17 protein-coding genes are annotated in these 25,989 nt (G+C 48.5%); 7 read left to right on the top strand and 10 right to left on the bottom strand.

The annotated features are described in order from the left end of the window. Nucleotides 1–42: 42 nt before the first annotated feature. From QGP82_RS15140 to QGP82_RS15130, 3 genes are all read left to right on the top strand, one after another. Complete coding sequence (locus QGP82_RS15140) at nt 43–1,212, top strand: tetratricopeptide repeat protein (RefSeq protein WP_499060029.1); 1,170 nt, start codon at nt 43–45, stop codon at nt 1,210–1,212. Nucleotides 1,213–1,423: 211 nt separating this feature from the next. Continuing rightward, nucleotides 1,424–1,972 carry a DUF4334 domain-containing protein gene (locus QGP82_RS15135; RefSeq protein WP_499060027.1) on the top strand — a complete coding sequence of 183 codons (549 nt, stop codon included), beginning with the start codon at nt 1,424–1,426 and terminating at the stop codon, nt 1,970–1,972. Between the two features lie 182 nt (nt 1,973–2,154). After that, complete coding sequence (locus QGP82_RS15130) at nt 2,155–3,360, top strand: hypothetical protein (RefSeq protein ID WP_499060026.1); 1,206 nt, start codon at nt 2,155–2,157, stop codon at nt 3,358–3,360. Between the two features lie 140 nt (nt 3,361–3,500). Here the strand turns inward: QGP82_RS15130 and QGP82_RS15125 are convergent, their stop codons facing one another. The 3 genes from QGP82_RS15125 to rppA form a co-directional block, all read right to left on the bottom strand. Further along, the gene (locus QGP82_RS15125) at nt 3,501–3,896 is read right to left on the bottom strand and encodes a hypothetical protein (protein ID WP_499060025.1); all 396 of its coding nucleotides are present in this window, start codon (nt 3,894–3,896) and stop codon (nt 3,501–3,503) included. 278 nt (nt 3,897–4,174) lie between these two features. Further along, nucleotides 4,175–5,566 carry a two-component system sensor histidine kinase RppB gene (gene rppB / locus QGP82_RS15120; RefSeq protein ID WP_499060024.1) on the bottom strand — a complete coding sequence of 464 codons (1,392 nt, stop codon included), beginning with the start codon at nt 5,564–5,566 and terminating at the stop codon, nt 4,175–4,177. A 46-nt stretch (nt 5,567–5,612) separates the two neighbouring features. After that, nucleotides 5,613–6,302 carry a two-component system response regulator RppA gene (gene rppA, locus QGP82_RS15115; protein ID WP_163670855.1) on the bottom strand — a complete coding sequence of 230 codons (690 nt, stop codon included), beginning with the start codon at nt 6,300–6,302 and terminating at the stop codon, nt 5,613–5,615. Between the two features lie 117 nt (nt 6,303–6,419). Here rppA and QGP82_RS15110 point away from each other — a divergent pair, with 117 nt between their 5' ends. Both QGP82_RS15110 and QGP82_RS15105 read left to right on the top strand, forming a co-directional pair. Continuing rightward, entirely contained in the window at nt 6,420–7,040 is a 621-nt protein-coding gene (locus QGP82_RS15110) for a permuted SH3 domain-containing protein (RefSeq protein WP_499060023.1), read from the top strand. 24 nt (nt 7,041–7,064) lie between these two features. Further along, nucleotides 7,065–10,178: an efflux RND transporter permease subunit gene (locus QGP82_RS15105; RefSeq protein ID WP_499060022.1), complete on the top strand. Its 3,114-nt coding sequence runs from the start codon at nt 7,065–7,067 to the stop codon at nt 10,176–10,178. 11 nt (nt 10,179–10,189) lie between these two features. Here the strand turns inward: QGP82_RS15105 and QGP82_RS15100 are convergent, their stop codons facing one another. The 4 genes from QGP82_RS15100 to sat all read right to left on the bottom strand — a co-directional run bounded on the left by QGP82_RS15100 (nt 10,190) and on the right by sat (nt 16,330). Beyond that, entirely contained in the window at nt 10,190–11,284 is a 1,095-nt protein-coding gene (locus QGP82_RS15100; protein WP_499060020.1) for a tetratricopeptide repeat protein, read from the bottom strand. Between the two features lie 242 nt (nt 11,285–11,526). Further along, a complete protein-coding gene (locus tag QGP82_RS15095; protein ID WP_499060018.1) occupies nt 11,527–12,762 on the bottom strand; it encodes a glycosyltransferase in 1,236 nt (411 codons plus the stop codon). Between the two features lie 220 nt (nt 12,763–12,982). Further along, on the bottom strand, nt 12,983–14,584 hold the full coding sequence (locus tag QGP82_RS15090) for an LA_3751/LA_3752 family putative glycosyltransferase (protein WP_499060016.1): 1,602 nt from the start codon (nt 14,582–14,584) through the stop codon (nt 12,983–12,985). A 567-nt stretch (nt 14,585–15,151) separates the two neighbouring features. Further along, nucleotides 15,152–16,330 carry a sulfate adenylyltransferase gene (sat, locus tag QGP82_RS15085; protein WP_163670843.1) on the bottom strand — a complete coding sequence of 393 codons (1,179 nt, stop codon included), beginning with the start codon at nt 16,328–16,330 and terminating at the stop codon, nt 15,152–15,154. Between the two features lie 2,068 nt (nt 16,331–18,398). On the opposite strand from sat, the gene QGP82_RS15080 reads away from it, so the two are divergent. Beyond that, nucleotides 18,399–19,415: a sulfotransferase family protein gene (locus QGP82_RS15080; protein ID WP_163670841.1), complete on the top strand. Its 1,017-nt coding sequence runs from the start codon at nt 18,399–18,401 to the stop codon at nt 19,413–19,415. 91 nt (nt 19,416–19,506) lie between these two features. Further along, nucleotides 19,507–20,793 carry a chromate efflux transporter gene (gene chrA, locus QGP82_RS15075; RefSeq protein ID WP_163670839.1) on the top strand — a complete coding sequence of 429 codons (1,287 nt, stop codon included), beginning with the start codon at nt 19,507–19,509 and terminating at the stop codon, nt 20,791–20,793. Nucleotides 20,794–20,812: 19 nt separating this feature from the next. On the opposite strand, the gene QGP82_RS15070 is transcribed toward chrA, so the two are convergent. The 3 genes from QGP82_RS15070 to QGP82_RS15060 form a co-directional block, all read right to left on the bottom strand. Next, entirely contained in the window at nt 20,813–21,250 is a 438-nt protein-coding gene (locus QGP82_RS15070) for a peptidoglycan-binding domain-containing protein (RefSeq protein ID WP_163670837.1), read from the bottom strand. 545 nt (nt 21,251–21,795) lie between these two features. Continuing rightward, nucleotides 21,796–22,365, bottom strand: a complete 570-nt coding sequence (locus tag QGP82_RS15065; RefSeq protein WP_499060012.1) for a chemotaxis protein CheW — start codon at nt 22,363–22,365, stop codon at nt 21,796–21,798. A gap of 8 nt (nt 22,366–22,373) precedes the next feature. Further along, complete coding sequence (locus tag QGP82_RS15060) at nt 22,374–25,880, bottom strand: hybrid sensor histidine kinase/response regulator (RefSeq protein ID WP_499060010.1); 3,507 nt, start codon at nt 25,878–25,880, stop codon at nt 22,374–22,376. Nucleotides 25,881–25,989 lie beyond the last annotated feature (109 nt).

Genomic DNA, 25,989 nt, shown 5'->3' with positions numbered 1-25,989 from the left:
GCTGAATGCAGAATTATTTGAGTCAGTGAGGAGTCTACATCAATGTCAATGGTTACTACACCCATGGGACTATCGCCCGCACCAAAATTAAGGCTAGTGGCCACCCTTGCTGGGATGCTTTGGCTTTTGCCGGTGGCGGCGAATGCGGTTGAGCCCCCTGATGTTTTGCTGGCTCAAAGTGAAGCGCTTGAGGAAACTCAGCTGACGGAGCTGTCGGATGCGGACGAGGAACGGCTGGGGGAACTGCTGCGGGTGGCCCAGCAAAATGTGGATAACGAAAACTATTCAGCTGCGATCGCAGCCTACCAAGAGGCCCTGGCCATTGATCGTAATAATGCGCGGCTTTATTCAGGTATTGGCTATCTCCAGATTCTGAAGGGGGACTATCAGCTAGCGGTAGAGAGCTATCGCCAGGCCATTGATCGCGATAGTCGCAATGTGTCATTCCGGTATGGGTTGGCCCACGGTCTTTATCAGGCAGAGCGCTATGCCGAGGCAGCAGATGCCTACCGTACGATTACGCGCATGGCTCCCAGTGAGGCCAATGCTTATTTGGGGCTGGGCAATATGTTGCTGAGGCAGAATGAGTATGATCTGGCACTCAATGCATTGGAAGAAGCTGCTCGCCTGGCACCTAATAATGCCCAGGTGTATGAGGCAATTGGTCTCCTTTACTTGCAGCAAGAACGTTTTGAGGATGCATTAGAGCCGTTGCAACGGGCGTTACGGATTGATAGTAACCGGGGTAGTATCCATGGCAACCTGGCTAAAATTTGGATTTACCAGGGTCGGGAACGTCAAGCGGAGGAATCTTTGCGACGTGCGATTTCAGCGAACCCTCGGGATTGGGAAAGTCATTATCAGCTAGCGCTGATCATGCAGGAGCGAGGTGATAATGCTGCAGCATTTATTCATTTTGAGGAAACGATTGAGGCGAACCCTAGTTTTGTGCCAGCTCAGGCAGAGTTTGGGTCGATGCTGCTAGAGCGAGAGCAGTATATTCGAGCAGTCATTTCATATCGACAAATTGTTCGTCAGTTTCCTGAGGATGCGGGTGCTCGGTATAACCTAGGTTTGGCATTATGGGGACAGGGCCGACGAGAAGCCGCTGTTGATTCTTTGCAAAAAGCTCGCCGACTGTATGAGCAACAGGAGAATGAAGCTGAAGTTGAGCGCGCAACATCTTTGCTAAATGCCTGGGGCGTTGAGTAGACGTAATCATTGCCATTAGCCAAAATCTTCCAAGATGAAATATGGGTAATAGGATTCTGGACAGGTGCCTGTAAATGTCGCAGGGCAACCACAAAGGATTGCCCCTACAGAATTGGCTATTTTCGATCAGGGCTACTGAATTTGAATTTAGCATGGGATATCCTAAACCAATCCTGTTGGCTATCTCGGTTAACCCGACCCAACAAAAATAATGGAAACCCCAGAAAACCGTCAGGCACTTCTTCAAACGGGCAAAACCACCACCGAAAAAGCCTTGCAGCTATTCGATTCTCTAGACCCCATCAATCTGGAGTTTATGATTGGTCGCTGGCAAGGCTCTGGACTGCACACCTCCCACCCTATGGATGGCATGCTAGAAGCATCCAACTGGTACGGAAAAGAATTTATCGACCCTGAGACCGTACATCCCTTGTTGTTTTTAGATGGCCAGGGAGAGATTATTAAAGTTGCCCCCCAGCCCATGGCGATGAAATGGGCTTTGAACATGCCAGGCATCAAGAGTGATTTTATGAAACCACTTCTGGGTCTATCCACCTCGTTGCTGAAAACAGAACAAAGTCAGGCTAGACTGCGCATGATGGAATACCGTGGCAAAGTCAGCGCCACGATGATTTATGACTATCTGCCTATTAATGACACCTTTAGGAAGTTAAATGATAGTACTGTGTTGGGGCTGATGGACTTTAAAGAGTCGCCTCAGCCGTTCTTTTTTATGCTTAGAAGAGACTCTGGAGAGTAAGCGATAAACTCAGAGCTTTCCTCCTTATTCAAGTGTGCCAATTAGATAGGCGTATGTCTGTTAACTCATTACTCTGTTAGCCTGCATATCATAATTATCAATGGGTGGATAGAGGGGAACTACAAGAGATTGCCCCTACAGAATTATCCATTGTTAATCGGGTTTACCGAATTGGATTTGGTATGAAAAGAATTTTCTGTGCGCTGCTGTTGCTGTTCATTCTGTTGACTGGTTTTGTACAACCAGCATCCGCAGCAAATACAGCCCCTGACTATAACGACATCTCCCTATTAAGAACCCATGTTCTTACGATAGATGACCTGGAATCAAGGGATGTGTTATCTCCTGAGGTGGGCAACGCGCAGCGACAGTTCTATGCAGACCAGGCATCAAACATTCGGGGTGAAACCATTGCCGTCAATGATCTACGCCACTGGAATCAGTTTAAAGCAATTTTCCGTATTCAAGTAATCGTCAGGGTGCTGGCCGTTATGGTGAGCGTATTAGGCACGGGGTTACTCTGCTTTGGGGTGATTAAAGAGCTTTTCCAAATTCTGTCGGGCCTTGTCTTGACCGTTGCCCTGTCAATTATAGAATTCCTGAAAAAGATACCCATTACCGCATATAAAGTTCTCTTCTGTGGAGTGGGGGCCGGTTTAATGTTTTTGCAAAAGGGACTCACCCTAAATTTTTTCGGCGCGGTCATCTTCTTTTTAAGCCTGCTCTTACTCCATAGCCAGGAGAACTGGAAAACGTTCTTTCAAGGGGTTGGAAAAGATATCAAATTTGTGTCCGGTACCTGCTGCGCGGTCTATGCCGGGGCAGCCTGGTGGAACCAGAGTATTACCCTGGGGGTGCTGGCATCCCTAGCATTTGTGGCCTACTTTGGGTTTATTTTGTTAGCGGGGCCATTGACCATCATCATCGGGTTTGACAGCACTGATAAAGCTGGTCAGGGCACCTTTGCCGCTGCCTGTTTAATCCTGTTTGGCCTGGGTCTCACCCAGCACTATTTACCCAGATCGCTGGATGTGTTTCAAACCGGTGCTTTGTTCACTGGCACATTTGTCTATTTTGTGGGGATGCTAATTCTGTCGTCTAAGTGGGTGGCGAAGGAAAAGTATTGGCTACGAAACGTTGTTACCTGTCTCAGTGGTCCCCTATTGATCGCAGTGGCCACATCTCTGGACTTAGGTGTAGTCAATGCGATCGCAGGCACCTTTTTCGTCATTTTCCTTATGGATAAATACGTGGAATTTTGCACCCTGTGGGTGAAGAACACCATCGGCTTCGGCGCAGCCCTCCTGGGTACTGGGCTCCTGAGCTTTGGCCTGATGAAGGTATTGGATATATATCCCCAATACTTTATGGTTAATCTGCCGTTTTAGCGACGCATCGTAGCAATGACAACGAGGGATTGTCCCCTACAGAATGGGCTCTTTGTAATCATATCCACCGACTTGCAAGCCTAGTTGCCTAAAGCATTCGCTCTGGGGAAACGCCGTAATTCAGTCTCCCCATCATTGAGTTAGTCTTCAGCAATAAACTGCCAGGTCTCATCTAATTTGAAATGACTCCACAGATTAAACCGCAGATTATCGGGACTCGCTTGTACAAAGCCAGTATTTCCGTTGGGGTGAACGCCAGTCCACAGACGCAGACCCTGGTCATCAATGCCATTGGCGGCAAAGCCAGGTGCCTCAATGCGTTCAATACGAAACCAGCCAATGCGTCGGGGAGTTTCTAATGTTTCTCCTGTCATCACCTGCCCTGCCACTTGCTCAAAGGCAGGACGGGAAAACCCGTAAGCTATCCTCAGCGGCCAGTTAAATACAATGATAGAAACCACCATGATGAGTGATACCGCCGCCTGTTGTCGAAAGCGCTTTTGAGACTGAAGATCAGGAATTATCCTCAGTGCCATGATCAGGATTGCTACGAACGCAGCAGCAAAAAAGCCAAGAAAACGGATCGAATGAATTTCTAGCGGTTTTAGGGATAGGAGAATAAGAAGGGTTGGTGGCAGTACTACCATACTCCAGACTAAAAATCGTTTCATGATGCGATCCAAATTGACAATGATATCGGTTACTTCATTGTGAGTGTATCGAAATCTTGTCAATCCCAACTTGTGGCGATTTTTTAACTGACTTTCTAACGGTGCACCTTATGGGCGGCCTCAACTCATCAGGCAACAATTTTCTAGTGCGCCCCATGGGCAGCAAGGCAAGAAAAATGGATGGTGAACAGGCTACCCTGGCCCATAACACTTTCAACGGTGAGGGTTCCTCGGTGGCGCGAGACAATGGCCTGGGCGATGGCTAACCCTAAGCCGGTTCCTCCTGTTTTGCGATCGCGTCCCCCATCCACTCGATAAAAACGCTCAAAAATTCGGGGCTGTTCCGTTTTTGGAATGCCCGTACCCGTATCTTTAACTGTGATAATAGCGGTGCGATCGCTAGCTGTTAAATCAACAGCAACAACCCCATAGGCAGGTGTGTGGCGAATCGCATTGTCAATTAAATTCGCCACCAATCGGTAAAGTTGAGATTCCTGACCCGATACATACAGCTCATCACTGGGCAGCTGACAAGTTAGATCCACATTGGCAGTCATTGCCAGTTCCTGGTATTCCTCCGTCAGATCGGTGATCAGATCATTGAGACAACAAGGTTTAAAGGAGGAGGCCGAAGCCGCTTGTTCCAGGCTAGTCAGCAGCAGTAGATCTGCAATCAGCTGACTCAGACGCCGTCCCTGCCGTTCGATGGTTTGTAATCTGGGGGGAATCTCCTGAAGCTGAGCTGGGGATAGGCGTAGGGTGGCCTCCACTGTGGCTAATAGGCTAGCTAGGGGCGATCTCAGTTCGTGGGCTGCATTGGCCGTGAACTGTTGCTGCTGCTGGTAAGACCGATAAATGGGCTGCATAGCTACCCCTGACAGTCCCCAACTAGAGACCACCACCAGCCCCAGGGTGAGGGGTAACCCTAACGCTAGGGTCCAGCGAATCCGTTGAGTTTCTGCATCAAAATCCGCCAGGGTGCGGCCAATTTGCAAATAGCCCCAGGAGGCATGGGTATGAACCTCATTTGAACCGGAATGGCCATGGGCAGCGCCATGCAAAACCGTCGTGAACTGATGGTAGCGAGGTCCATTCTCTACCTGGAGCGTTTGCCATGGGGCAGGATTCAGATCCTGAGGTTGCTGGGGTTGGTTGGGGGAAAAGGCCAACAGCTGGCCCCGGCGGTCGAACAGGCGTACGTAATATGTGGTGCGATCGCTCACCCCCATCGTATGGCGCTCGATCAGAGTGGGACGATCATCGCAAGGTTGATTAGCCAGGCACAGATCTGGAAAAATCTGTTGTAGCACGGTGGCCGGTGTTGCCGATGCAGGCAGCATGGGTTCCAAACTGTCGTGTAATGTCCCCGCAATGGATTCAATTTCTCGCTCCAGTGCTCCCCAGCGCGCTTGAAAGAGGGCACGATACATCACCAACCCCGACAGACTTAAAATGCCACCCATCACCAGGGCATACCACAGGGCTAACCGCAGACGACTGCGGCGAAATAACTGTTGGCTTATGCTGGTTTTCATAAAGCTAACCGCAGACGACTGCGGCGAAATAACTGTTGGCTAGTCTTCATGGAACGAACCGATAACCCTGGCCTGGCACTGTTTCAATGGGACAGTCACAATGGTGGCGGGCTAACTTGCGGCGCAGCAAGCGCATTTGGGCGGCAACAACATTGCTCACGGGTTCCTCGTCCAAATCCCACAGCTGTTGGCGAATCTTACTGCCGGAGAGAATGCGATTTGGGTTTTGCATCAGATAGGCCAGCACCTGGAATTCTTTTGTCGTTAACGGAATTGCCTGTTGGGGCTGATCCTCCAGGTCAACTTGCAGGGTGGTATTGGCATCATTCAGGGTAAATGGCCCTACCGTCAGCTGTTGGGGTCGCCACTGGGGTGAACGTCGTTGCAACGCCCGCAACCTTGCCAGCAACTCCGCCATGACAAAGGGTTTCACTAAATAATCATCGGCTCCAGCGTCCAAGCCAGCAATCCGATTTTCTGCTTGTCCCAGGGCTGTCAACATCAGGATGGGCAACGGATTTTGCTGTGCTCTGACACGTTGGCATAGCTCTAAGCCTGAGAGTTTCGGCAGTAGCCAATCGAAAATTGCCACCGTGTAATCGGTCCACTGGCTTTCTAGAAAGTTCCAGGCCTGCCCACCGTCCGTGACCCAATCCACGACGTACTTTTCGTCCATCAGCACTTGCTTAATCGCCTGACCCAGATCTTCTTCGTCTTCTACCAGCAGCACCCGCATAACACGACGGCAATCAACTACGAGCCAATACTACCGAAGTTGTGTCCATTTCACCTCGATTTCATCTGCCCTATGGCACTCTGTGGAAGCTTTTATCAGATACCGTTGGGAGGTTATATGAAATTCGTTTTGTTGTTTAGTTCACTACTGGCCTTGAGCTTCTCTATCGCTCCTCCTGGGGCACTTGCCCATGTGGGTCATGGGGATGAATTCCAGGCAACGGGCGGCGTGAACCGTGTGGAGATCAATGCTGAAACCGACCCGCTGCTCGGGATTCAGGTAGCCCCAATTGAACCTGCCACCGATGGCAGCGCCGCTGTCCTAATTCCGGTAACGGCCCTTGTGGACGATAACGGTCGGCAATTGGTGTTTGTGCAGTATGAAAGTTTCTACGAACCGGTGGATGTGGTCACTGGCCCTACCCAGGGCGAACTGATTGAAATCACCGCAGGTCTATCAGTGGGTGAGCAACTGGTCATCCAGGGCAGTCTGTCGCTCTATGCCGAATCACGCAAAACCCAGGCCGCCACTGGCTTAGAAACCGATGGGGCTTCTCCAACCGCCGTCGCCCAAACCATTGAAACTCTTGAAACTTCAGAGCCACCTGTTGCTCAGGTTAGTGCCGACCAGTCCGGTGGTCTGCCGCTAAAAGCGTTGGCCACAGGCGGAGTCATTTTTGTGGGAAGTGCGATCGCACTGCTAGTCAGCAGTCGCAACAAGAAAAAAGAACTCCTCTAATCAGGCAGACGCCCTCAGATCACTATGTTGAACTCGATTCTGGATCGAATCCTAAAAAACTCCATTGCCCAACGATGGCTCATCGTAATGTTGGCCATTATCGTCACCCTTTGGGGAGCGTTTAGCATCACCCAGATGCCGCTGGATGTCTTTCCCCCCTTTGCCCCACCGCAGGTGGATATTCAAACGGAAGCCATTGGGTTAGCCCCCGAGGAAGTAGAAACCCAGATTACGGTGCCTATGGAAAGTGCCGTAAATGGTCTGCCAGGGGTGACCACCGTGAGATCGTCTTCCAAGGTAGGTCTGTCTATGGTGCAGGTGATATTTGAGCAAAACGCTGACATCTACAGAGCCCGTCAGGCCGTTACAGAACGCCTGCAACAGGTGGCCAACCAGCTCCCCGAGGGAACCCATCCCCCTGAGATTTCTCCCCTCGTTTCTCCCTTGGGCACTATTCTGCAGTATGCCTTTACCGTAGAAGACACCGGGCAAACCTCACTGATGGAGCTACGCCGTTTGGTAGAGGTCACCCTCAGCAACCAGATTCTCTCAGTACCCGGTGTTTCTCAGGTAACCGTTTACGGCGGTGAAGAGCGTCAGCAGCAGGTCTTAGTTGACCCAGAACAGCTGCGGGCGCTCAATCTCTCCCTCAACGATGTGACCAAGGCGGCCCAGGCTGCCAATGCCAATGCGCCGGGCGGTTTTCTGATTGGCGGTGGCCAGGAACTGCTGGTGCGCGGTATCGGTCAGGTGCAGTCCATTGCCGATTTGCAACAGTCTGTGGTGAAGGTTCAGGACGGTGAACCAATTCTGTTGCGGGATGTGGCCCAGGTGCAAACCGGGGCAGCCCTCAAGCGCGGCGATGCTAGCTTTAACGGCCAGCCCGCAGTGGTGTTGATGATCAACAAACAGCCGGATGTGGACACACCCACAGTCACTAAGGCTGTGGAAGCTGTCATGGCGTCTTTGCAGCCCACTTTTCCCACGGATGTGCAGGTGGTGCGTACCTTCCGTCAGTCCAACTTTATTGACTCTGCCATTCGCAATGTCAGCGGCTCCCTGGTGCAGGGCATCATCATTGTCTCGGTGATTATGCTGCTGTTTTTAATGAACTGGCGTACGGCGATTATCACCCTGAGTGCTATTCCCCTATCCTTGCTCATTGGTTTGTTGTTTATGAAGACCTTTGGCCTGGGCATCAACACCATGACCCTGGGGGGACTGGTGGTAGCCATTGGTTCCGTGGTGGATGACGCCATTGTGGATATGGAGAACTGCTATCGCGGTCTACGGCGCAACCAGGCCGAGGGCGGTCCTAAATCTCCTTTTCAGGTGGTTTACGAAACCTCGGTACAGGTGCGGCTGGCGGTGATTTTCTCCACGGTGATCATTGTGGTGGTGTTTGCTCCCATTTTTAGCCTGACGGGTGTGGAAGGGCGTATCTTTGCTCCCATGGGCTTGGCCTATCTGTTCTCCATTGCGGCCTCCACACTGGTGGCCATGACCCTTTCTCCAGCACTCTGTGCGATTCTCCTGGCAAATCAGCCCCTGCCCCAGGAGGGGACTTGGGTATCGCGCTGGGTGGAGCGGCTGTACCGCCCGTTGTTAAATCTCTCCATCAGAGCACCCCAGCTGATTTTGGCAGGGGCATTGGCGGCACTGGTGGCAACGGTGACTGTGGTGCCCTCCCTGGGGAGAGTGTTCTTACCCGAGTTTCAAGAGAAATCTCTTGTGAACTCCATGGTGTTGTTTCCCGGTATCTCACTGGATATTACCCATGGTGCAGGCAATGCCTTAGCGACGTCTCTCCAGGACAACCCTTTATATGAATGGGTGCAGGTACGGGCGGGACGGGCACCGGGGGATGCAGATGGTGCCGGGGTGAACATGGCCCATGTGGATATTGAACTGAGTGATCTGGCCCTGAGCGATCGAGACGCCAGCGTGCAAGAACTACGGGAGACGTTTCTTAAGCTGCCTGGTGTGGCACCGAATATTGGCGGGTTTATCTCCCACCGGATGGATGAGGTGCTGTCTGGGGTGAGGAGTGCGATCGCAATCAAAATCTTTGGCTCTGACCTGGCAGAATTACGCAGTATCGGTGAACAGGTGCGCGATGTAATCGAACCTATTGCAGGTGTAGTCGACTTGCAGCTAGAACCTCAGCTCCCCATTCGCCAGGTACACATTCAGTACAACCGCGAAGCCGCCGCCACCTACGGCCTCAATATGGCCGCCATCTCAGAGCTGGTGGAAACAGCCCTAAACGGGCGTATAGTCTCCCAAATACCTGAAAACCAACAACTGATTGACATTATCGTCGGTCTTCAAGACTCTGCTCGCAATAGCCTGGACGCGATTCGAGCAATCCCCCTCTCCACACCCACTGGAGAGAGCATTCCGCTGGAGACCGTAGCCACCGTAGACTACGGTATGGGGGCGAATGTGGTGAATCGAGAAGATGTATCTCGACTGATTGTGGTATCAGCCAATGTAGCCGAGCGAGATTTAGGTAGCGTTGTCGGCGATATTCAGACCCAGATTCGCCAAAATGTGACTCTGCCCAATGGCTACTTTATCCAGTATGGCGGTCAGTTTGAATCTGAGCAGCGGGCTACCAACAGTTTGCTGGTGTATAGCCTCCTGGCGGCCATTGCCATTGCCGTACTGATGTTTTTCTCAGTCAAATCTCTACCGGCCACTGTGGCTATTATGGTCAATCTGCCCTTAGCGCTGGTGGGTGGCATTGTTTCCATTCTGTTGACGGGGGGTGTTATGTCCGTTGCCTCACTGATCGGTTTTATTACCCTGTTTGGTGTGGCCGTACGCAACGGATTGTTGCTGGTGGATAACTACAACAGAAAATTTGCCCAGGGAATGCATTCCAAAGATGTGATTGCCCAGGGGGCTTTAGAGCGAGTCAATGCCATTTTGATGACGGCCCTCACCTCTGCCCTGGGAATGCTGCCCCTGGCCCTGGCAAGCGGAGCCGGGAACGAAATTCTACAGCCGCTAGCCATTGTTGTGTTGGGTGGTTTGTTTACATCTACGGCCCTTACACTACTGGTGCTTCCCGCCCTCTATGCCCAGTTTGGTCGATGGTTAGTCCCTGGTCTTAAACAGATTAAAGAGACTTAAGTTGAGGAGACTTAAACTGCGAGAAGGTTGAGAATCTGTTGTGCTTTGCAAATATGTCCCTGCTCAAACAGGGCGTCAGCCAGGGCATGGTATGTATCGGCAACCTTCTCTGTATAGGCCCGGAGCAAGGTTCTGTCCGTGAAATCTTGACGGATCTCTTCTTGTACCTTCACTGCTTGCCCATAGAAGAGAATGGTCAGTTCCGGTTGTTCTTGAGACTTAAACAAGAATCCTAAATTTCTCAATGTGTTTTCTTCCCCTCGCCGGTCGCCAATCTCGCGAGCGATCGCAAGTCGTTGCTGATAACATTCTACGGCCTCTTCATAGTGTCCCAGGTTGCGATACCCTACGCCCAAGTTCCCCAGAGCATTGCCTTCCCCCTGTCGGTCACCCAGCTCAACCGTAATTACCAGCTGTTGTCCATAGAGGTCGATGGCCTGCCCATAATCCCCCAGTTTTAGATAGGCATTGCCCAGATTTCCGAGGGTATCGCTTTCTCCATGGCGATCGGTAATTTCACGGGCGATCGCAAGTCGTTTATAATAAACTTCAATGGCCCGTTCATAGTGTCCGAGGGCAAAATAAGCATTGCCCAAATTTCCCAGTGCTTTACCATGCTCCACCTGGTCCCCAAGTTCACAAACAATGGCCAGCCGCTGCCTATACAGTTGAATCGCCCGCTGCTGCTGCCCCAAGCCAAAGTAAACACTGCCCAAATTGCCGAGGACTCTTCCTGCTCGCTTTTGATCGCCAATGTCACGCACAATGGCTAAACTCTTTTCGTAGCAATCAATCGCCCGCTCATACTGCCCCAAACTGTTATACACCAGACCCAGATTTCCCAGCACTCTACCTTCACCGGGTCGATCTCCAAGTTCGCTGGAAATATTGAGTGCCAACTGCCAGGTTTTAAGGGCCGTCCCCAATAGACTTGCCTGATACTGTTCAAGGCCTTGCTGCATTAGCTCGTCTACTTTTAGCCGAACAGCAGCACGGTAGTTGACTGTTTTCTTTGCTTTCCCATCCTGGGTTGCCTGGGCTAAGGTATCAAATGCAATGGCTGGCAGTACCGTTGCGGAGATAGTTTTGAGGATAGGTAAACCCATGGGTAAGTCTCAAAAAGGACTGTCTAGTAATTACATGAGACTGGTTTAATATTCCGAACCCATGGCCGTAGCTGTTACTAATCAAAACAAAACTATGACTAATAAGAGCCCTTGTTGTTTTTCTTGTAAAGGTGCTTGAAAATTTCAGGGGTGATGTGGCAAGACATTTGCTCATTATCAAGCCTTGAGAGAATTTAAGCTAAAAATTACTGGCTAGGGTAGTTCTACTAAGCCAGCAGTGGTTAACTTTTCTCTTGAGAATTTGTTTTCTTCACTTGGGTCACACGCCAGCTCAGCTTTAGGTTCATCCAGAAATTCCAGGCGGTAACGACTGCGATCGCAATCAAGTTTGCTAAATATCGATATTGCTGCCCAAAGATGACGTTAAAGATCAGGTTCAGCAGCAGCACGTTTAGCACCAACCCCGACAGGCAGACCACATTAAATTTAAGGAATCGTTTGAGCCGGGCTCCCCAACCCTGTTGCGATCGCGAAATGTCTGCAAAGGTCCAGGCATCATTCCACAAAAAGTTATTTAAAATCGCCACTTCTCCCGCCACAATTTTGCTGCGGGTTAACCCCCAGGCCAGGGTGCTTGGGTCACTCAGCAAATAGAGCACCGCCATATCCACAAACACGCCGCTCAGCCCCACCAGGCCAAACCGCAAAAATCGACCGATGGGAAATTTCTGACGGATGCGGGCAATGCGACCCTGAGATCGCAACCGTACCAAATGGCCCAAATACTCCACATACTGTTTCCAGGTGACTTTGCTTTCTCCTGCCTTACGCTCTTGGAAAACATAGCCCACCTCGGCAATGTCGCCCACATGGCCGCGACCAATCACCTCCAGCAGGATTTTGTAGCCCAGGGGGTTGAGGGTATGGCCAGCAATGGCGCTGCGACGCACCATAAAATAACCGCTCATGGGGTCGCTCACCCGACCGACAACCCTGGGTAAAATCAACAGCCCCAACATCTGCGCCCCGCGCGACAAAAAACGCCGCAACGGGCTCCAGTCACTGACGCCACCCCCTTCAATATGACGGCTGGCCACGGATAGATCAGCCCCATCTTGCACATGGTTCACCATGTGCTTCAGGGTCTCAGGCGGGTGCTGTAGATCCGCATCGATGACGCCTAAAATTTCTCCCTGCGCCACCTGCCAGCCTCGGATTACCGCTGACGATAACCCTCGTTCTTCCTGCCGCCGCATCACCCGTAGCTGGGGATAGTGAGATGTGAGCTTTTGGGCCACTTCCCAAGTTTTATCGGGGCTGTCATCGTCCACTACAATCAGCTCGTACTGGTCTGGCAACAGATTGTCCAGTAGCGCCACCAGGTGCGCCACCAGCTTGCCGACATTCTTGCTTTCGTTATAGGTGGGAATAACCAGAGAAAAGGGTAGATTCGCAGGGGTAGATGCGATCCTTAGCGGCCCTTGGGGAGGCTTAACCAGCTCAGAGATATAAGTCATCGATAAATATCTACAGGAGATATAGCTGTTGCTGATTTAGAGGATGAATTGCTCCGTAAAACTTGCTAAAAGCCTAAATTTGACAGATGGAATCATCGTTCGGATCAGCAGCACCGGGATATAAATTACCGTTCAGGTCCATTGCATGCAACTCACCTGTATGGGTTAGTTGATAGTACTTTAACTATTGTTTTAGACTACGGTTTCGTTAATATTTAGGTTACTGCTTAGTCTGTATAAGTCCGCGATAGAACGGATATTTACCAAAGGTACCCAATGACTTAAAGGATATACTCATTGCGGTGTCATGATCATTATCCCCTCTGAATAATACGGAGGTTAGGGTCCCTTTGCCAGTGGCAGCACAGGGGACGTCAGCATAGCAAATATATAGAAATGACGACTCGCCCTGGTTGACGAGTTCTGACGCTAACTGCTCAATGGCCTCATCGGTTTCGGTGCGAAAAAAAGTCTTCAATCGCGCACTGGGCCAGAGTTGTTGGGCAATCTGCTGCTGTGCCATGGCAACCCAGGGTTCGTTATAGGTGGCTAAGGCGGCAATGGCAGGGGCCACAGGCCCATGGTTACTGGGCAGAGAAATAGAGTTTGTTTGAGGATCGACGTAGGTATTCAGACCGCCATTCACCAGATTGGCATGGGTTCCCACCGTTAGCATCAATGCTACAGCGGCCATAGCACCCCAGCGTTTCGGGCTATCTGGCCACAGTTGATCGAGCCCAGCGGCCACTATCAAACCGGTGAGCGGTACCAAGATTAGATACAGTCTAGGCCCCCACTGTGGATCGTCGACTCCAGATGGGGCAATCAGGGGAACTGCGATCGCAAACGTCACCCCTATCACTAGCAGCACCATGCTGGCAGCACGTGTTCGTCCCTGCATGATCCAGGGCAGTCCCAACGCCAGGAGCACCGCCGGGAAATAACGCACCAGGGAAACTACCATGAACCCATAATTACGCCCAATCTGAGCGAACCTTTGCCCAAGGGATAAGGGGGCGTGCCAAACATAGATGCCCAAGGGATGGCCATAAATAACGCTGTTAACGCCAAGTAGGCCCAATACTGTTAGCGCCATCGCCCCGGTAAAGGCAATCACTAAGCCCAGGGTTAATCCCTGGGGCACAATCACCCATAATCGTTTGGGTAGTCGAGATGCATGGCTGGCCACTGTCATGGCTGCCAAGATGATGACCATACACAAAAACTCTGGTCGTAACCATACCGACAGTCCGATACAGGCACCATTCACTAGGGCCTCATTGATGCTGATGCGATCGTTTGCCCCCTGGGGTAAAGCATGTAACAAAAGCCCGGACAGCCCCCAAAAGGCCAGTGCTACTGCCAGGGTATGCTCCCAGTACATGGCTCCATACAGGGTCAGAGGCGATGCCAAAATCATTAGCCCCAAGCTGAGGGCGATGAATCGTGAGCGGATTTGCCATACCCGACACAGCTGCCAGAACCGGAGCCAAATGATCCACAGGGAAACCAGTGGCACCACATAAAAACCGTAGTAGCCCATCAGCGCATAAAATGGAGCGGTAATCGCTGGAAAGGCAAACGGAAAGGTAATAAAGTAATTGCCCTGTTGTTCATAGGCATAGGGCGGTGCAAAGGGATACAATCCCTGTCGCCAGAGGGTTAACACCCAGGTTGGTTGGGGAATCTCTAAGGAGGCCTGCCATGTGCCAGTGCTAAACTGTTGGGCCAGGAGGGCTTTTAAACCCGCATCGCTGCTGAAAAATACTCCATCGCGGTTGTGTACCTGCAGGCCTAGACTTAACCCTATTCCTAATATCAATATGAGTCCAGGTAAAATCCAGGACAACCACTTCCTTGATTTGAGCATTACATAGTTAGATTTTTAAGCTTAGTATTTATCTGTATTCTTACGGACTTGCCAGAACAATTGGTCCATAAGCTTGCTAACTTCCACAGAACTTTATGCTTTGCTCAGTACAGACGGTCTAATACTTGCAACAAGCTTTAAAATGGCCATGGTTTTTGCAAAGCTTTCCTAAACGATCGATCTAATGGGTTGCTCTTGGCTGCCAACTAACTTGTTACCGAAGGCTCAGCTAAAAGTTGTTGTGCTTGCCAGAAATAGGCTGACATCTAGGCTGACATCATTGCCAACAAGAGTCTAACCACGACCAGCATTGGCGTAGAAAATCTAGATAGAACAAGTAGGAGTACAATTAAGAGCACAAGCACTTGCAGTCGTAGGAGTGATGGGCAGACATACTATTAGCAGCCCCCCGTCAGCTTGCGCATGGACGGGGGGCTGCCTCAGATTAAAGCTTACCCATATCAGGCAAACTTGTTTGAATCATGATCTTGGTTAGATCGCGTATTTTCTAAATCGCATCTAAACGGCACTCAACGCGGGAGCTTGCATAGAATCGATCAAAATCTGCGCAATCTCAGGACGAGTGAACTCAGCAGGTGGCTTCTTTCCGTCTCTTAGCATGGCGCGAACCTTGGTGCCAGATAGGTGAATGCGATCTTCCTTAGCGCTGGGGCTGGTCTTAGCCGTCGCCATACCGCCAGTCAGTTTGCAGTAGAAGGCATGCTCAAACTTAACGGGCTGAATTTTCAATTCATCTGCATTGAACTCGCGGAACAACGTCTGCGCGTCGTAGGTCCCATAATAGTCACCGACACCAGCGTGATCACGACCAACAATGAAGTGAGTGCAACCATAGTTCTGACGTGCGATCGCATGCATAATTGCCTCACGAGGACCGGCATAGCGCATGGCTGCGGGGAAAACACCCAACAAGGTGCGATCCTTAGGATAGTAAAGGCTCATGATAGTCTCATAGCACTTCACTCGAACATCTGCTGGGATATCGTCAGACTTAGTCATACCCACCAGTGGGTTAATAAAGAGGCCATCAACAGTCTCAAGGGCTGTTTTAGTGATGTACTCATGGGCCCGGTGGATAGGATTACGGGTTTGGAAGGCCACAACAGTATTCCACTCGCGGTTAGCAAATTCCAGGCGAGTCTGCACAGGGCTAAGACGATACTCCAAGAAGTTGTCGTAAGGAATATCATTAACCAGTGAGATGGGACCCCCTAAATACACAGGCCCCTCAGCCTTCATGGCCTTCACACCGGGGTGAGCATCCTCAGTGGTAAGATAAACATTCTGGGCTTCGTGGTCTTGGTCAGGGGTGAACTTACTCTTAACTGTCATGACTGCCAGAATCTCGCCATTGGGATGAGCTAGGGCTATCTGGCTATCTAGGCGGCACTTTTCAGCGTCTGATTCAGGAATTTGTAGCGTTACAGGAATGGACCATGCTAGTCCATTGCTGAGACGCATATCTTTAACAATTGAATTATAGTCAGCTTCATTTACAAATCCTTCTAGGGGACTGTAGATACCGGTTGCAATACACTGCAAATCAGCAATGTTGCGCTTAGAAAGCGTAATACGTGGTAGCGCATGCGCCTGTTCAAAAGTATCCTGACGCTCATGGCCTTCCAAAGAGCGATTGATTAGCTGTTTACCATGGGGCTCAATTAAACCTGCAGACATAGTTCATCTCCTTTGCGTCTTTATTCTTAACCCAGAATACATTCAACAATAAAAATCGAAAAAACAAGCCTCGGACATACGCCTGTGATTGTTCTTCTCTTCTCCAATTAAGCAGTTTTTTGCAGTTTATTCCAGTGAGAAATCGATGGGGGATGGCCACAAAGCATACTGTGAACATTGGCTAGTCTTTGTTTGAGCAAAACAAAACAACTAGCTAAAAACATTCTCAGCAAACTACATGTGCAAGAGACAACCCTCACATCAGTTAGCCAAAATTATCTGAATAGAAGCACACCCCTACGACACCAACCCCTGAGAATGGTTAGCTTTAAACGTCATGAAATGATAGTAAACAAGCCTACATTTACAAATACTTTATGCCTTTGTCTATGCCTTTTCATACTTCCTTTTGTCTAGATCTATATATTCAACATAATTATTTCCTTCTGGCTGTAGATTATCTTCTAGCCATATAAATTGCTGTCTTTAGTTATACACATCGTTTAATCATAGATGTCATTGACCTTTACTCGCTTGAAGCCAGTATCGGCCTTTAGAGCTTAAAAAAAGCTCAAGTGAGATGCCCTTTTATCAAACAGTAGATGCCTGGCAGCTACTTACTTTTTGGGTAAGCGATCGCAACTAGAACATCATTCACTACAGTCTATACAGCGCAATTTTTAATAGCTCTATGCGGCATTTAGTGACCACTTCACTCCTATGTGGGTGCTATCGTTGCCAAGCATCATGGCTGTCAAAGCCCTTTCCATATTTTCTAACTATGGTCCCTGCACAAACTCTAACGTAGCCTAAACAATAATACTTGTTTAACTCAATCATTAAAAAACTGCCAACAGTTCCATGGAATGAATGTTTTTATTCGATCAGAATTAATTGTTGATGTCGTTTTCTGTATTTCTTCCAGAGTATAAAAAGTAGCGTTGACTCATCAGTAAAAATGCTTTGATAGTTTGTATCGAATACAACATGAATCCTGAACGTATTGATGCTACAGGAGCTTGATAAACAAACAATGTTTTCTAGAAATGTCGAGTCATGGGGCAACTCTGATAAGAGCAGATTGTCAGCAGGGAGAAATCCTTGGTATTCCTGGACTATGTTCTTTCTACCCAGATGAATAGGGCAACCAACTTCGAAAAAAAATCAAAGTTAACAAAAATCAAATAAAGCTGGTATTATTACTGACAACGTTTATTTTTAAGATAGTCTAAAGTCCTATAAAAGCTTCATGTTCTTTAGGCCAAATGGCTGATGGAATAAGTTTTGAGACTATTATGGGCTTAAGTACAGGTTCTTCCTTCTGGAGGAGTATGCTGCTTTTTGTGGTGTGAAACGTTGGGAGTGTAAATATACAAAAATGTGTTGAGCATATTGAAAAACCATATGGTTGTTAATCTTTCTCATTGAAATCTTACTTAGGTGTTTTTGAGAGATTGTTGACCTTTTCACACCTTTTTCTAGTGCTTGGCTAAGGGTTTCTATACTATCTGATAGCCGTCTAGAAAGTGGTTTTAATTTTGACAATTAGCCTATGCTTGTAGGCTATTTCGATTTGTTAGCGTTTGTGTTGCAAAGGCGGCTGGTGTTCTGTTTCGAGTATGAACAAGCTGCTTTTGCTGTTGACTAGTTGTTTTTAGCAAGTTTCTTAAGTAGTTGTTGTCTGTGCTGGCAATACTCCCACGATTATCACGATTATCACGGTTTTTCTGGGATGGCAGGTTGTTTTTGTCAATTTTGCTGCATTTATAAATGCGTCACCTTGCTATAAGTAAGGTTCTCAAGGGTGTCTTGGTGTTTTGATCGACTGCTCTTCAAGATGGTTTTTGCATGCAGAGTGAGTCTCTGCATGCCGATTAAGTTGTTGTGCATACGCTATTTTAACAACGAACAGTTGTTGACACTTAATGAGCGCATTGATGGGTTGCTAACCGGCTTCAGCTGTAGTACGCTATGGCGTACAGCCTGCTAAGCTGCTGGATTGTTGCAAAGATCTATATTCTCTTAAGTCAGTTTTTTAAGTCAGTTTTTTGCGGAGTAAAACAGGGCTATGTCTATATTAATGATTGGTACTCAGCGTTCTGGTTCAAACTTAATGCGATTAATGTTGAACCAGATACCTATGATTGAGGCACCTCATCCACCACATATTTTGCAGAGATTAATGCCTCTAATGTCTGCTTATGAGGATCTCTCGGATGCATCTACATTTGCTCAGCTAGTTGATGATGTTTGTCGGCTGATTGAACTTAATCCGGTCCCTTGGGAAGGTGTTGTTTTAGATCGGCAAGACATCACCAACCGTTGCACTCAAAATACTCTAGTTGCTGTATTTTCTGCTGTTTACGATGTTCTAGCAGAAACCCGGGGGGCAGAAACCTGGTGTTGCAAGAGTTTGGCTAATGTTCACTATGTGCCCGAGATTAATGAGTATCTTCCTAAGGCAAAGTATCTTTACCTATATAGGGATGGTAGAGATGTAGCGGTCTCCTTTAAGAAGGCTGTTATTGGGCAAAAGCACTTCTATCATATTGCACAGGATTGGGCAAAAGCTCAGCGTGCAGCCCTAAAGATGCGTGAGAAGTTTGATGAAAATCAGTTCTTTAGCATCAGCTATGAGTCTCTAACCGGGTCTCCTGAGGAAAGTCTCAAGGCCCTGTGTAAGTTTCTAGAGGTGGAATATAGCCCTTCAATGATGAGTTTTCATGAGTCCAGTGAAGCTAAAAATACGGCTTCATCCAGCTCTCTCTGGAACAATGTGACCAAGCCCATCATGAATCAGAATACCAAAAAGTTCTTAACGCAGGCATCTGAAGAGGATGTGAAAATCTTTGAATTGGTGGCTGGTGATGTTCTAGATGCCCTGGGCTATGAGCGTACTCAAACATCCCCAAACGATGTGGCTACCTTCAGTGCTGAGGAGATTGCTCAGTTTGATGCTGAGAATCAGCGTCTGAAGGCTGAGAGAAAAGAGACTATGGATGCAGAAGATCTGGGTCGCCGTGAGCGTCAGGCGGCATTGCTTCAAGCAATTAAGGATCGTCGTCCGCTGACCACTGTCTCGTAATGATTTTCCGAGTGTAACAACAATGGTGGGTTGGGAGCATCCCGATCCATCATGTTGAGTTAGTAAATAGCACATCTTATCTGCACTACCCATGACTAAGAACACTATGGCCACTCAGCCCGAGGGGCCGAGTGCATCTGCAAATGAACGGGAAGCTGTTAGCTTTAGCTACCTGTTTTGGACATTTCTCAAGATCGGCAGCACCGCCTTTGGCGGATTTATGTCTTTGATCTCTGTGGTAGAAAGCTTTGTGGTACAGCGACGTAAGCTGATGACCCATGAAGATATGCTGGATGGTATTTCCCTTGCAGCCGTTTTACCTGGGCCAATGGCCGCCAATGTGATTGCCTATGTGGGCTATCGAATTCGTGGGAATTTAGGTGCCCTGGTTACCAGCGTTAGTTCGCTGTTGCCCTCCTACCTGATACTGGTTATCTTTTCTATCTACGCTAAGCGATTCGAGTCTATCCCAGCGGTAGAGAAGGCTTTTATGGCTTTTATCCCAGCTATGGTGGCCATTATCTTGGCTGCGGCCTGGCGTATGGGTAAGAAAACAATAAAGTCGATTCGCAACTGGCGAGCGATTTTAATTGCGGTTATATCTGCCCTGTTTTTGAAGTTTGTGGGTGGCTTCTATACAACATTATTGATTGTGGCCATCTCTGGTATTGTCGGTTACTTCTGGTATTTCAATGAGGTGAAGCGACAGGCAGCCCTGGATGAAAACCCAGCACCAGTGGCTGAGTCCAAGGTTTCGAAAGGCGATATTATTGCCTCATTTGTATTTCTGAGCTTCTTTTTGGTGCTATATATCGTGCCGTTGCCATTTATCAGTGATGATAGTCTGGCTCGCTTATTTATCACCTTTTCTGGCATGAGTCTGCTGTTGTTTGGCAGTGGCTATGTGTTTATTCCTATGATCCAGGAGTTGGTGGTCAACACCTATGGCTGGATTACTCAACCAGAATTTACAAATGCGATCGCACTGGGTCAGCTGACACCGGGACCGATTTTGATTAGTGCCGCTGCCATTGGCTATTCAGTCAAAGGTATTTTGGGTTCCCTGGTGGCAACAGTGGGTATCTTTTTCCCACCAGCGATGTTGATGTTAACCTGCTCGCACTTACTTCAGCGTATTAAACAGTCATTGGCTATCCAGGCAGCCCTCAAAGGAATTCGCCCTGCGGTAGTTGGACTGATTTTTGTAGCTGGTATATCATTTGCCCAGCCTATGTTAGAGCTTGGTCAACCCATGGTCGCTTACTTGGTTACAGCCGTTATCTTTGGGGGATCCATGGCTGCGCTACTCAAGTGGAAAATTGAGGTAGCCCTGATCATTCCCATTGCAGGTGCCATCGGCATACTGCTTTATCCGTAGTTTGTTGCTCAGCGAGAGTCTAAATCTCGCTGAGCAACCGCCAGGTTAGGGCATCAACAACTCCAGTGGTGGGTAAACCTTGATCCGCTTGAAAGCGCTTGACCGCTTGATGCATTTCATGGTCAAATTGACCATGAATAACGCCAGTGTAGTATAAATCAATTGAGAGCAATTCTTGCACCGATTCAACTGCACTGCCATGGCACCCCTGTCGCAACGTTGGCATATTGACTGGGGCATTTGTGTAGAGAGCTTGCCAGGTGAGAAATCCAACAATTCCATCCGGTTTTAGAAACATGCGAGATTGAAAGGTTTTGACAGCAATCTCGGTTTCATAGTCAAAAATGCCTGTGATAGAAATTGGTCCTACTTTTTGACTGAGAAGCTGTTGTAATTTGATTACTTTTTGGTGACTAGAACCGAGCTTTAATAATGCTTTTGGTGTTGAGGAAATCATAAATCACCTTGATAGTAGGGTAATTAGAGTAGATTGAAGTAGATGTCTTCTGAAACAGTAAAAACATCTAGACTTAACTTGTATTCGGAAATTTGAGATATAAAGACACAAAAATATTTGCATCTTTATGACTTAGTCAGCCTCAATTTGCATGTTAAAAAGCTCGTATTGTAATGATTGATTAAGAGTTTTCCAGGCCAGAGTATTACTTGTAGTCTATGATACATATTTTCATCAGTATCTGACTTCTTAAGTATCTCGTGCTATGGGTCACACAGGCCCATTAAAGCACTTGATTTAATTAAAAACTCAAGAATTTGGGCTCTGCTGATTGAGAGCTATGGATTTTGACTATAATTGGAACTTTCTAGGGGTATCCGTTTAATCTGGGACACCCTGGATAGGTAGGGAGTTAGGAGCCAGCATCCAGCGCTTTCCTGCCTCCTGGATGCTGGCTTTTTTTGTCACCGAAATTTCCCGCGCTACTTAAGAACCAAAATTAATTAGGTTCCACTATTGGATGTACAGACGTTTGGGGTCACCATTTAAGTGGTTGGTGGCAGCAAAGGTTGAGTATGTAGCAGCTGATCTGGATTTAAAAGAAACAGAATTGGCTGGTTGTCGGCTTGGATAATCAGCCCACTAATGCACTGCATATTGACTTTAACTGCGTAGTTGGCAGGTAGGGGGACAATTTCTGACTCAGCAAACCGACGTACGGTCGGAGAAGATGTGACGGGTAATCCGATAATGTCTCCATGGCGGTTACGGATAATCAGCAGATAACCATCTTCAGGTTTTCGTTGTGATGGTTCTGTGGCTTCTGGTGGTTCTGTGGCTGAATCTGCTGCTGGAAAACTGGTTGAGTTTGGTCGATGGCCAAAAATCTGCTGAGCAATGTCTAGAATGAGTAGTTCTTTGCCTTCGTAGACAGTTAACCCTGCGCCTGAATTAGGGTAATTCCCTTGGGTATCGCTTTTGGGTATAACTTTCTTGACGGTGAAAATGGGTAGGGCAAACCATTCGCATTGAATTTGGAAAACAATGACCTGTTGAGTTGTTTCGCCTTTATGGGATCTCAGACGTCGAGATTTGAGGGGAGAGGGAATCGGCATGGGATTGATTACACTGCGCTAAGGGGTTGTTGTTCAAGTACCTGCTCAATCATTTGCAGAAGCTCATGATCCTGATAGGGCTTGGTGATATAGGCGGTTGCGCCCAGACGCATGGCTAGTTGACGGTGTTTTTCACTGCCACGCGAAGTGAGCATGATGATGGGTAGGTCCTTCAGCTTAGAATCGGATTTAATCTCTGCCAATACACCATATCCATCTAGTCGTGGCATTTCAATGTCACAGACAATGGCATCCACAGCAAGTCCGCCAAGCAATTGGTCTACGGCATCTTGACCATCTTTGCCTTGCTCTACGCTATAGCCCGCTTGCTCTAAAGTTGTTCTCAATAGTTGACGCATATTGATGGAGTCATCAACAACCAGAACGCTGGTTTGTTGCGCTTGGGGCAAGGCCAAGGGACGTGGTGGCTCAGGTTCTTCGCTGGATTGTAAAAGTTGTTGCCAGGGTTGGGAGCCTCTTGGGGAGATGGTATCATCATTATCATTATCAATCCATTCCAGCAGCTTGGCTGCATCCGCCAAGGGCACCACATTACCGTCTTCCAAAATGGTGCAACCATTAAAGCCTGGTGGCAAGCTAATAACGTTTTCAACCTGGCGAATAACGACTTCTCGCTCTCCCCAGAAACGGTCAATATAAATACCGCTGAGGCGTTCTCCTCGATTAATGATTAGGATGGATGGCTCATTAATAATGGGTGTGCTTTCAGTTGTTGTGGGCCGTAATGGGCAGCGAAAATCTAACCATTGGTCTAGCTGAATTAGAGGCACAGTCAACCCTTCCCAGTTAATCACCTTTTGCTCTGGAGAATCGAAGACCTGCACGGTATTGAGGCGAATCATTTCCTCAATACCGTCGGTGGGAAATGCCAGTCGCATGCCGCCACTTTCCACCAGTAGAACCCTTAGGATTGATAGGGTGAAGGGGACGCTAATGGTAAATGTGGTGCCAAGACCAGGTTGAGTATCAACTTTGACCTCACTTCGAATCTCTTCGAGGTTAGTGCGTACCACATCCATGCCAATGCCTCGGCCTGAGAGGTTGGTGACCTGGGCCGCTGTACTAAATCCAGGCTCAAAAATCATACCCAGCAGGTCGCCTTGGCTCATGCTATCAAGTATTTCATCCGTGAGGCCCATTTGATAGGCACGACTGCGAATTTTAGTGAGGTTAATGCCTGCACCATCATCACTGATGGAGATCAGTGTTTGGTTACCTCGGTGAGCGGCTCGAATTTCAATGGTTCCTTGGGGTGGTTTTCCTTGCATTTGCCGGGTCTCGGCGTCTTCGATGCCATGGTCAAATGCATTGCGTAGCAAGTGCATGAGGGGATCGCGCAGGTGTACTGCGACAAAGCGATCAATCAGGGTGGCTCCGCCGGTGATCTTCAGCTCGACTGCTTTTCCATACTGTAGAGATAGCTCTCGTACAGTTCTGGGGAAGCGCTCAACGATGTCGGAGAGAGGGCGCATCCTGGCCCGTGTAACGTTGATTTGTAATGATTTAGCGGTGCGGTTCAAGTTGCTGGATGCCTGCTTGATTTCCCGCATGTTAAGCTTGACATCGCTGGTCACCTCCCGTAATTGGACCAGGGTCTCGCGCTGATCCTGAGATAAAAGGTGTAGATCGCTGTATCGATCAAGCTCTAGACTGTCAAAGGCTTGTTCAGTGGTTGCGATCGCACCTGTAATTTCTATTTGGGGTTTACCCTGCTTTGTCCCTTGAGCTTTACCCTCATTCTTGTTGGCCTTCATATGGGGTACAGATGTATCCACTGAGAGCTGATTACAAAACATCTGCAGTTCTGTATTTGTTCCCTCTAAATTGACCATTCGTTGGGAGAACAAATTCATTAAGTCTTCCATTTGATCCAGGCGCGAGTTCATGGTGTTACGCTGGATGATCAATTCTCCAAACAAGTCGTTTAGCTGTGTGAGCAGCTTAATCGGGACTCGAACGGTATTTTCTTGAACCTCTGGCGTGTTTTTAGCAGGAGACTCTACTGGCTCAACAAAAATCTCTACAAATTCTTCGTGCTCCTCTGCTTGTGCTGCAGGTTGGAAGAAGGACGAAAACTCAACTTGAGGTTCAAAAACTTCCTTTTCAGCGGTAGTAGCAGGCTCTGGTTGAACAGGTGCAGAGAAGGACGAAAACTCAACCTCGGGTTCTAAAACTGTCTTTAGATTCTCAGGGGCTGCCGTGGGTTCGTTGGTAGTTAAGGGATCATCAAATTGAAACTCGGCTGGGTCAAAATTCTCGATGGCTGCCTCAATGCTGGCCCAATCAATGGCACTGTCAGAATTTACAGCGTCATCGGGAGTACCATCGACACTATCAATGGTGCTGGGGGCAACGTCCGGATTAGCCTCTACTGCTGCGTGCTGCGTTTCCTGAATCTCATCTAAGTCCTGGTTAGGACTATCAGGAAAAACCTGGGTTGCATTCTCTAAAGACTCTGCATTCTCTAAAGATGTTATGGAGTAGTCTACGGACGATACCGGCTCGACGATGATCTCCTCTGGGATAGTGACCTCAATTTGATTGAGGTTCTCCTCAAAGACTTCAGCATCACTCACGATATCGGGAGAGCTAACAGCTGCCGCGCTTGTGTCCAATGTTTTAAGGTCAGAAATTTCTATCTCAGGGACGTCTGTTACCCAATCTGGGATGGCATCAGCTGCCTCAAAGATAATGTTGTCAAACTCATTAGTTGTGGTGACCGAAGGCATCTCTAACTGAGTGGGTAGCTTCGCAAATTGGCCAACCATGATCAGTGCCTGAGAACGCTGCCAAAGTTCTAGAGATTTATGGGCAATGGGCTCTATTTGTTCTGGAACAGCCGTCACTAGGTGTTGATGGATCGACTCACAGAGCTGACAAAACCTATCTAGCTCTAGCATTTTTCCTAGGTCGTGCAATTCCTCCACCATCATTTCTAGTTCTTCCCGCAGACAGGGAGAACCTGGTGTGTCCAAGACCGATGTTAGCCGTTCCAACAGCTCCTCTACTTCAGTTCCGAACATGACAACGGCTGTATTGTCGTCGGACTCATCAGCGAGCAATGCCAGCTCATCACTAGGTTGTACTTCGCCTAAGCGATCGTGTAGCTTCTCAAAGCTGGGATAGACATTCTCCTTGAGCCATGAATCGGTAATGGGCAGGGCCTGTCGATGCAGGGAACTGATCTGGCGCATACCGTCCAGACCCCTTAATAGCAGCATCTCCAAGGCAGCATCAACTTGGATGGCACTTCGACGAACTTTGATAATCTTCAAAGAATCTTCGAATCGATGGGCCAAATGGGTCATTGCTGGGCATTCGATCATCGAGCCGATGCCTTTAATGGTGTGGGCTGCCCGTAGCGCTGCGTCCATTTGCTGTGGATCCACCCCGGTTTCTGCAAGCCCGATTAATCCTGATTCAATGGTGTTGAGATATTCATCAACTTCATCTAAGAAGTTGAGCCAGACCTCACGATCTGCTTCATGTGACATGGCTTTAATTTAATAGAGCAGAATAATTTTTGATATAGAAGAGATGTCTACTGTCGTGTTGCTGGTCTCAGAGAGGAAGGAAAGCAGCCTAAGCCATACTCTGAAACCA

The sequence above is a fragment of the Leptothoe sp. LEGE 181152 genome (genome assembly GCF_032906605.1).
Classification (GTDB): domain Bacteria; phylum Cyanobacteriota; class Cyanobacteriia; order Phormidesmidales; family Phormidesmidaceae; genus Leptothoe; species Leptothoe turfae.
This window is presented reverse-complemented; position numbering and strand designations above follow the sequence as displayed.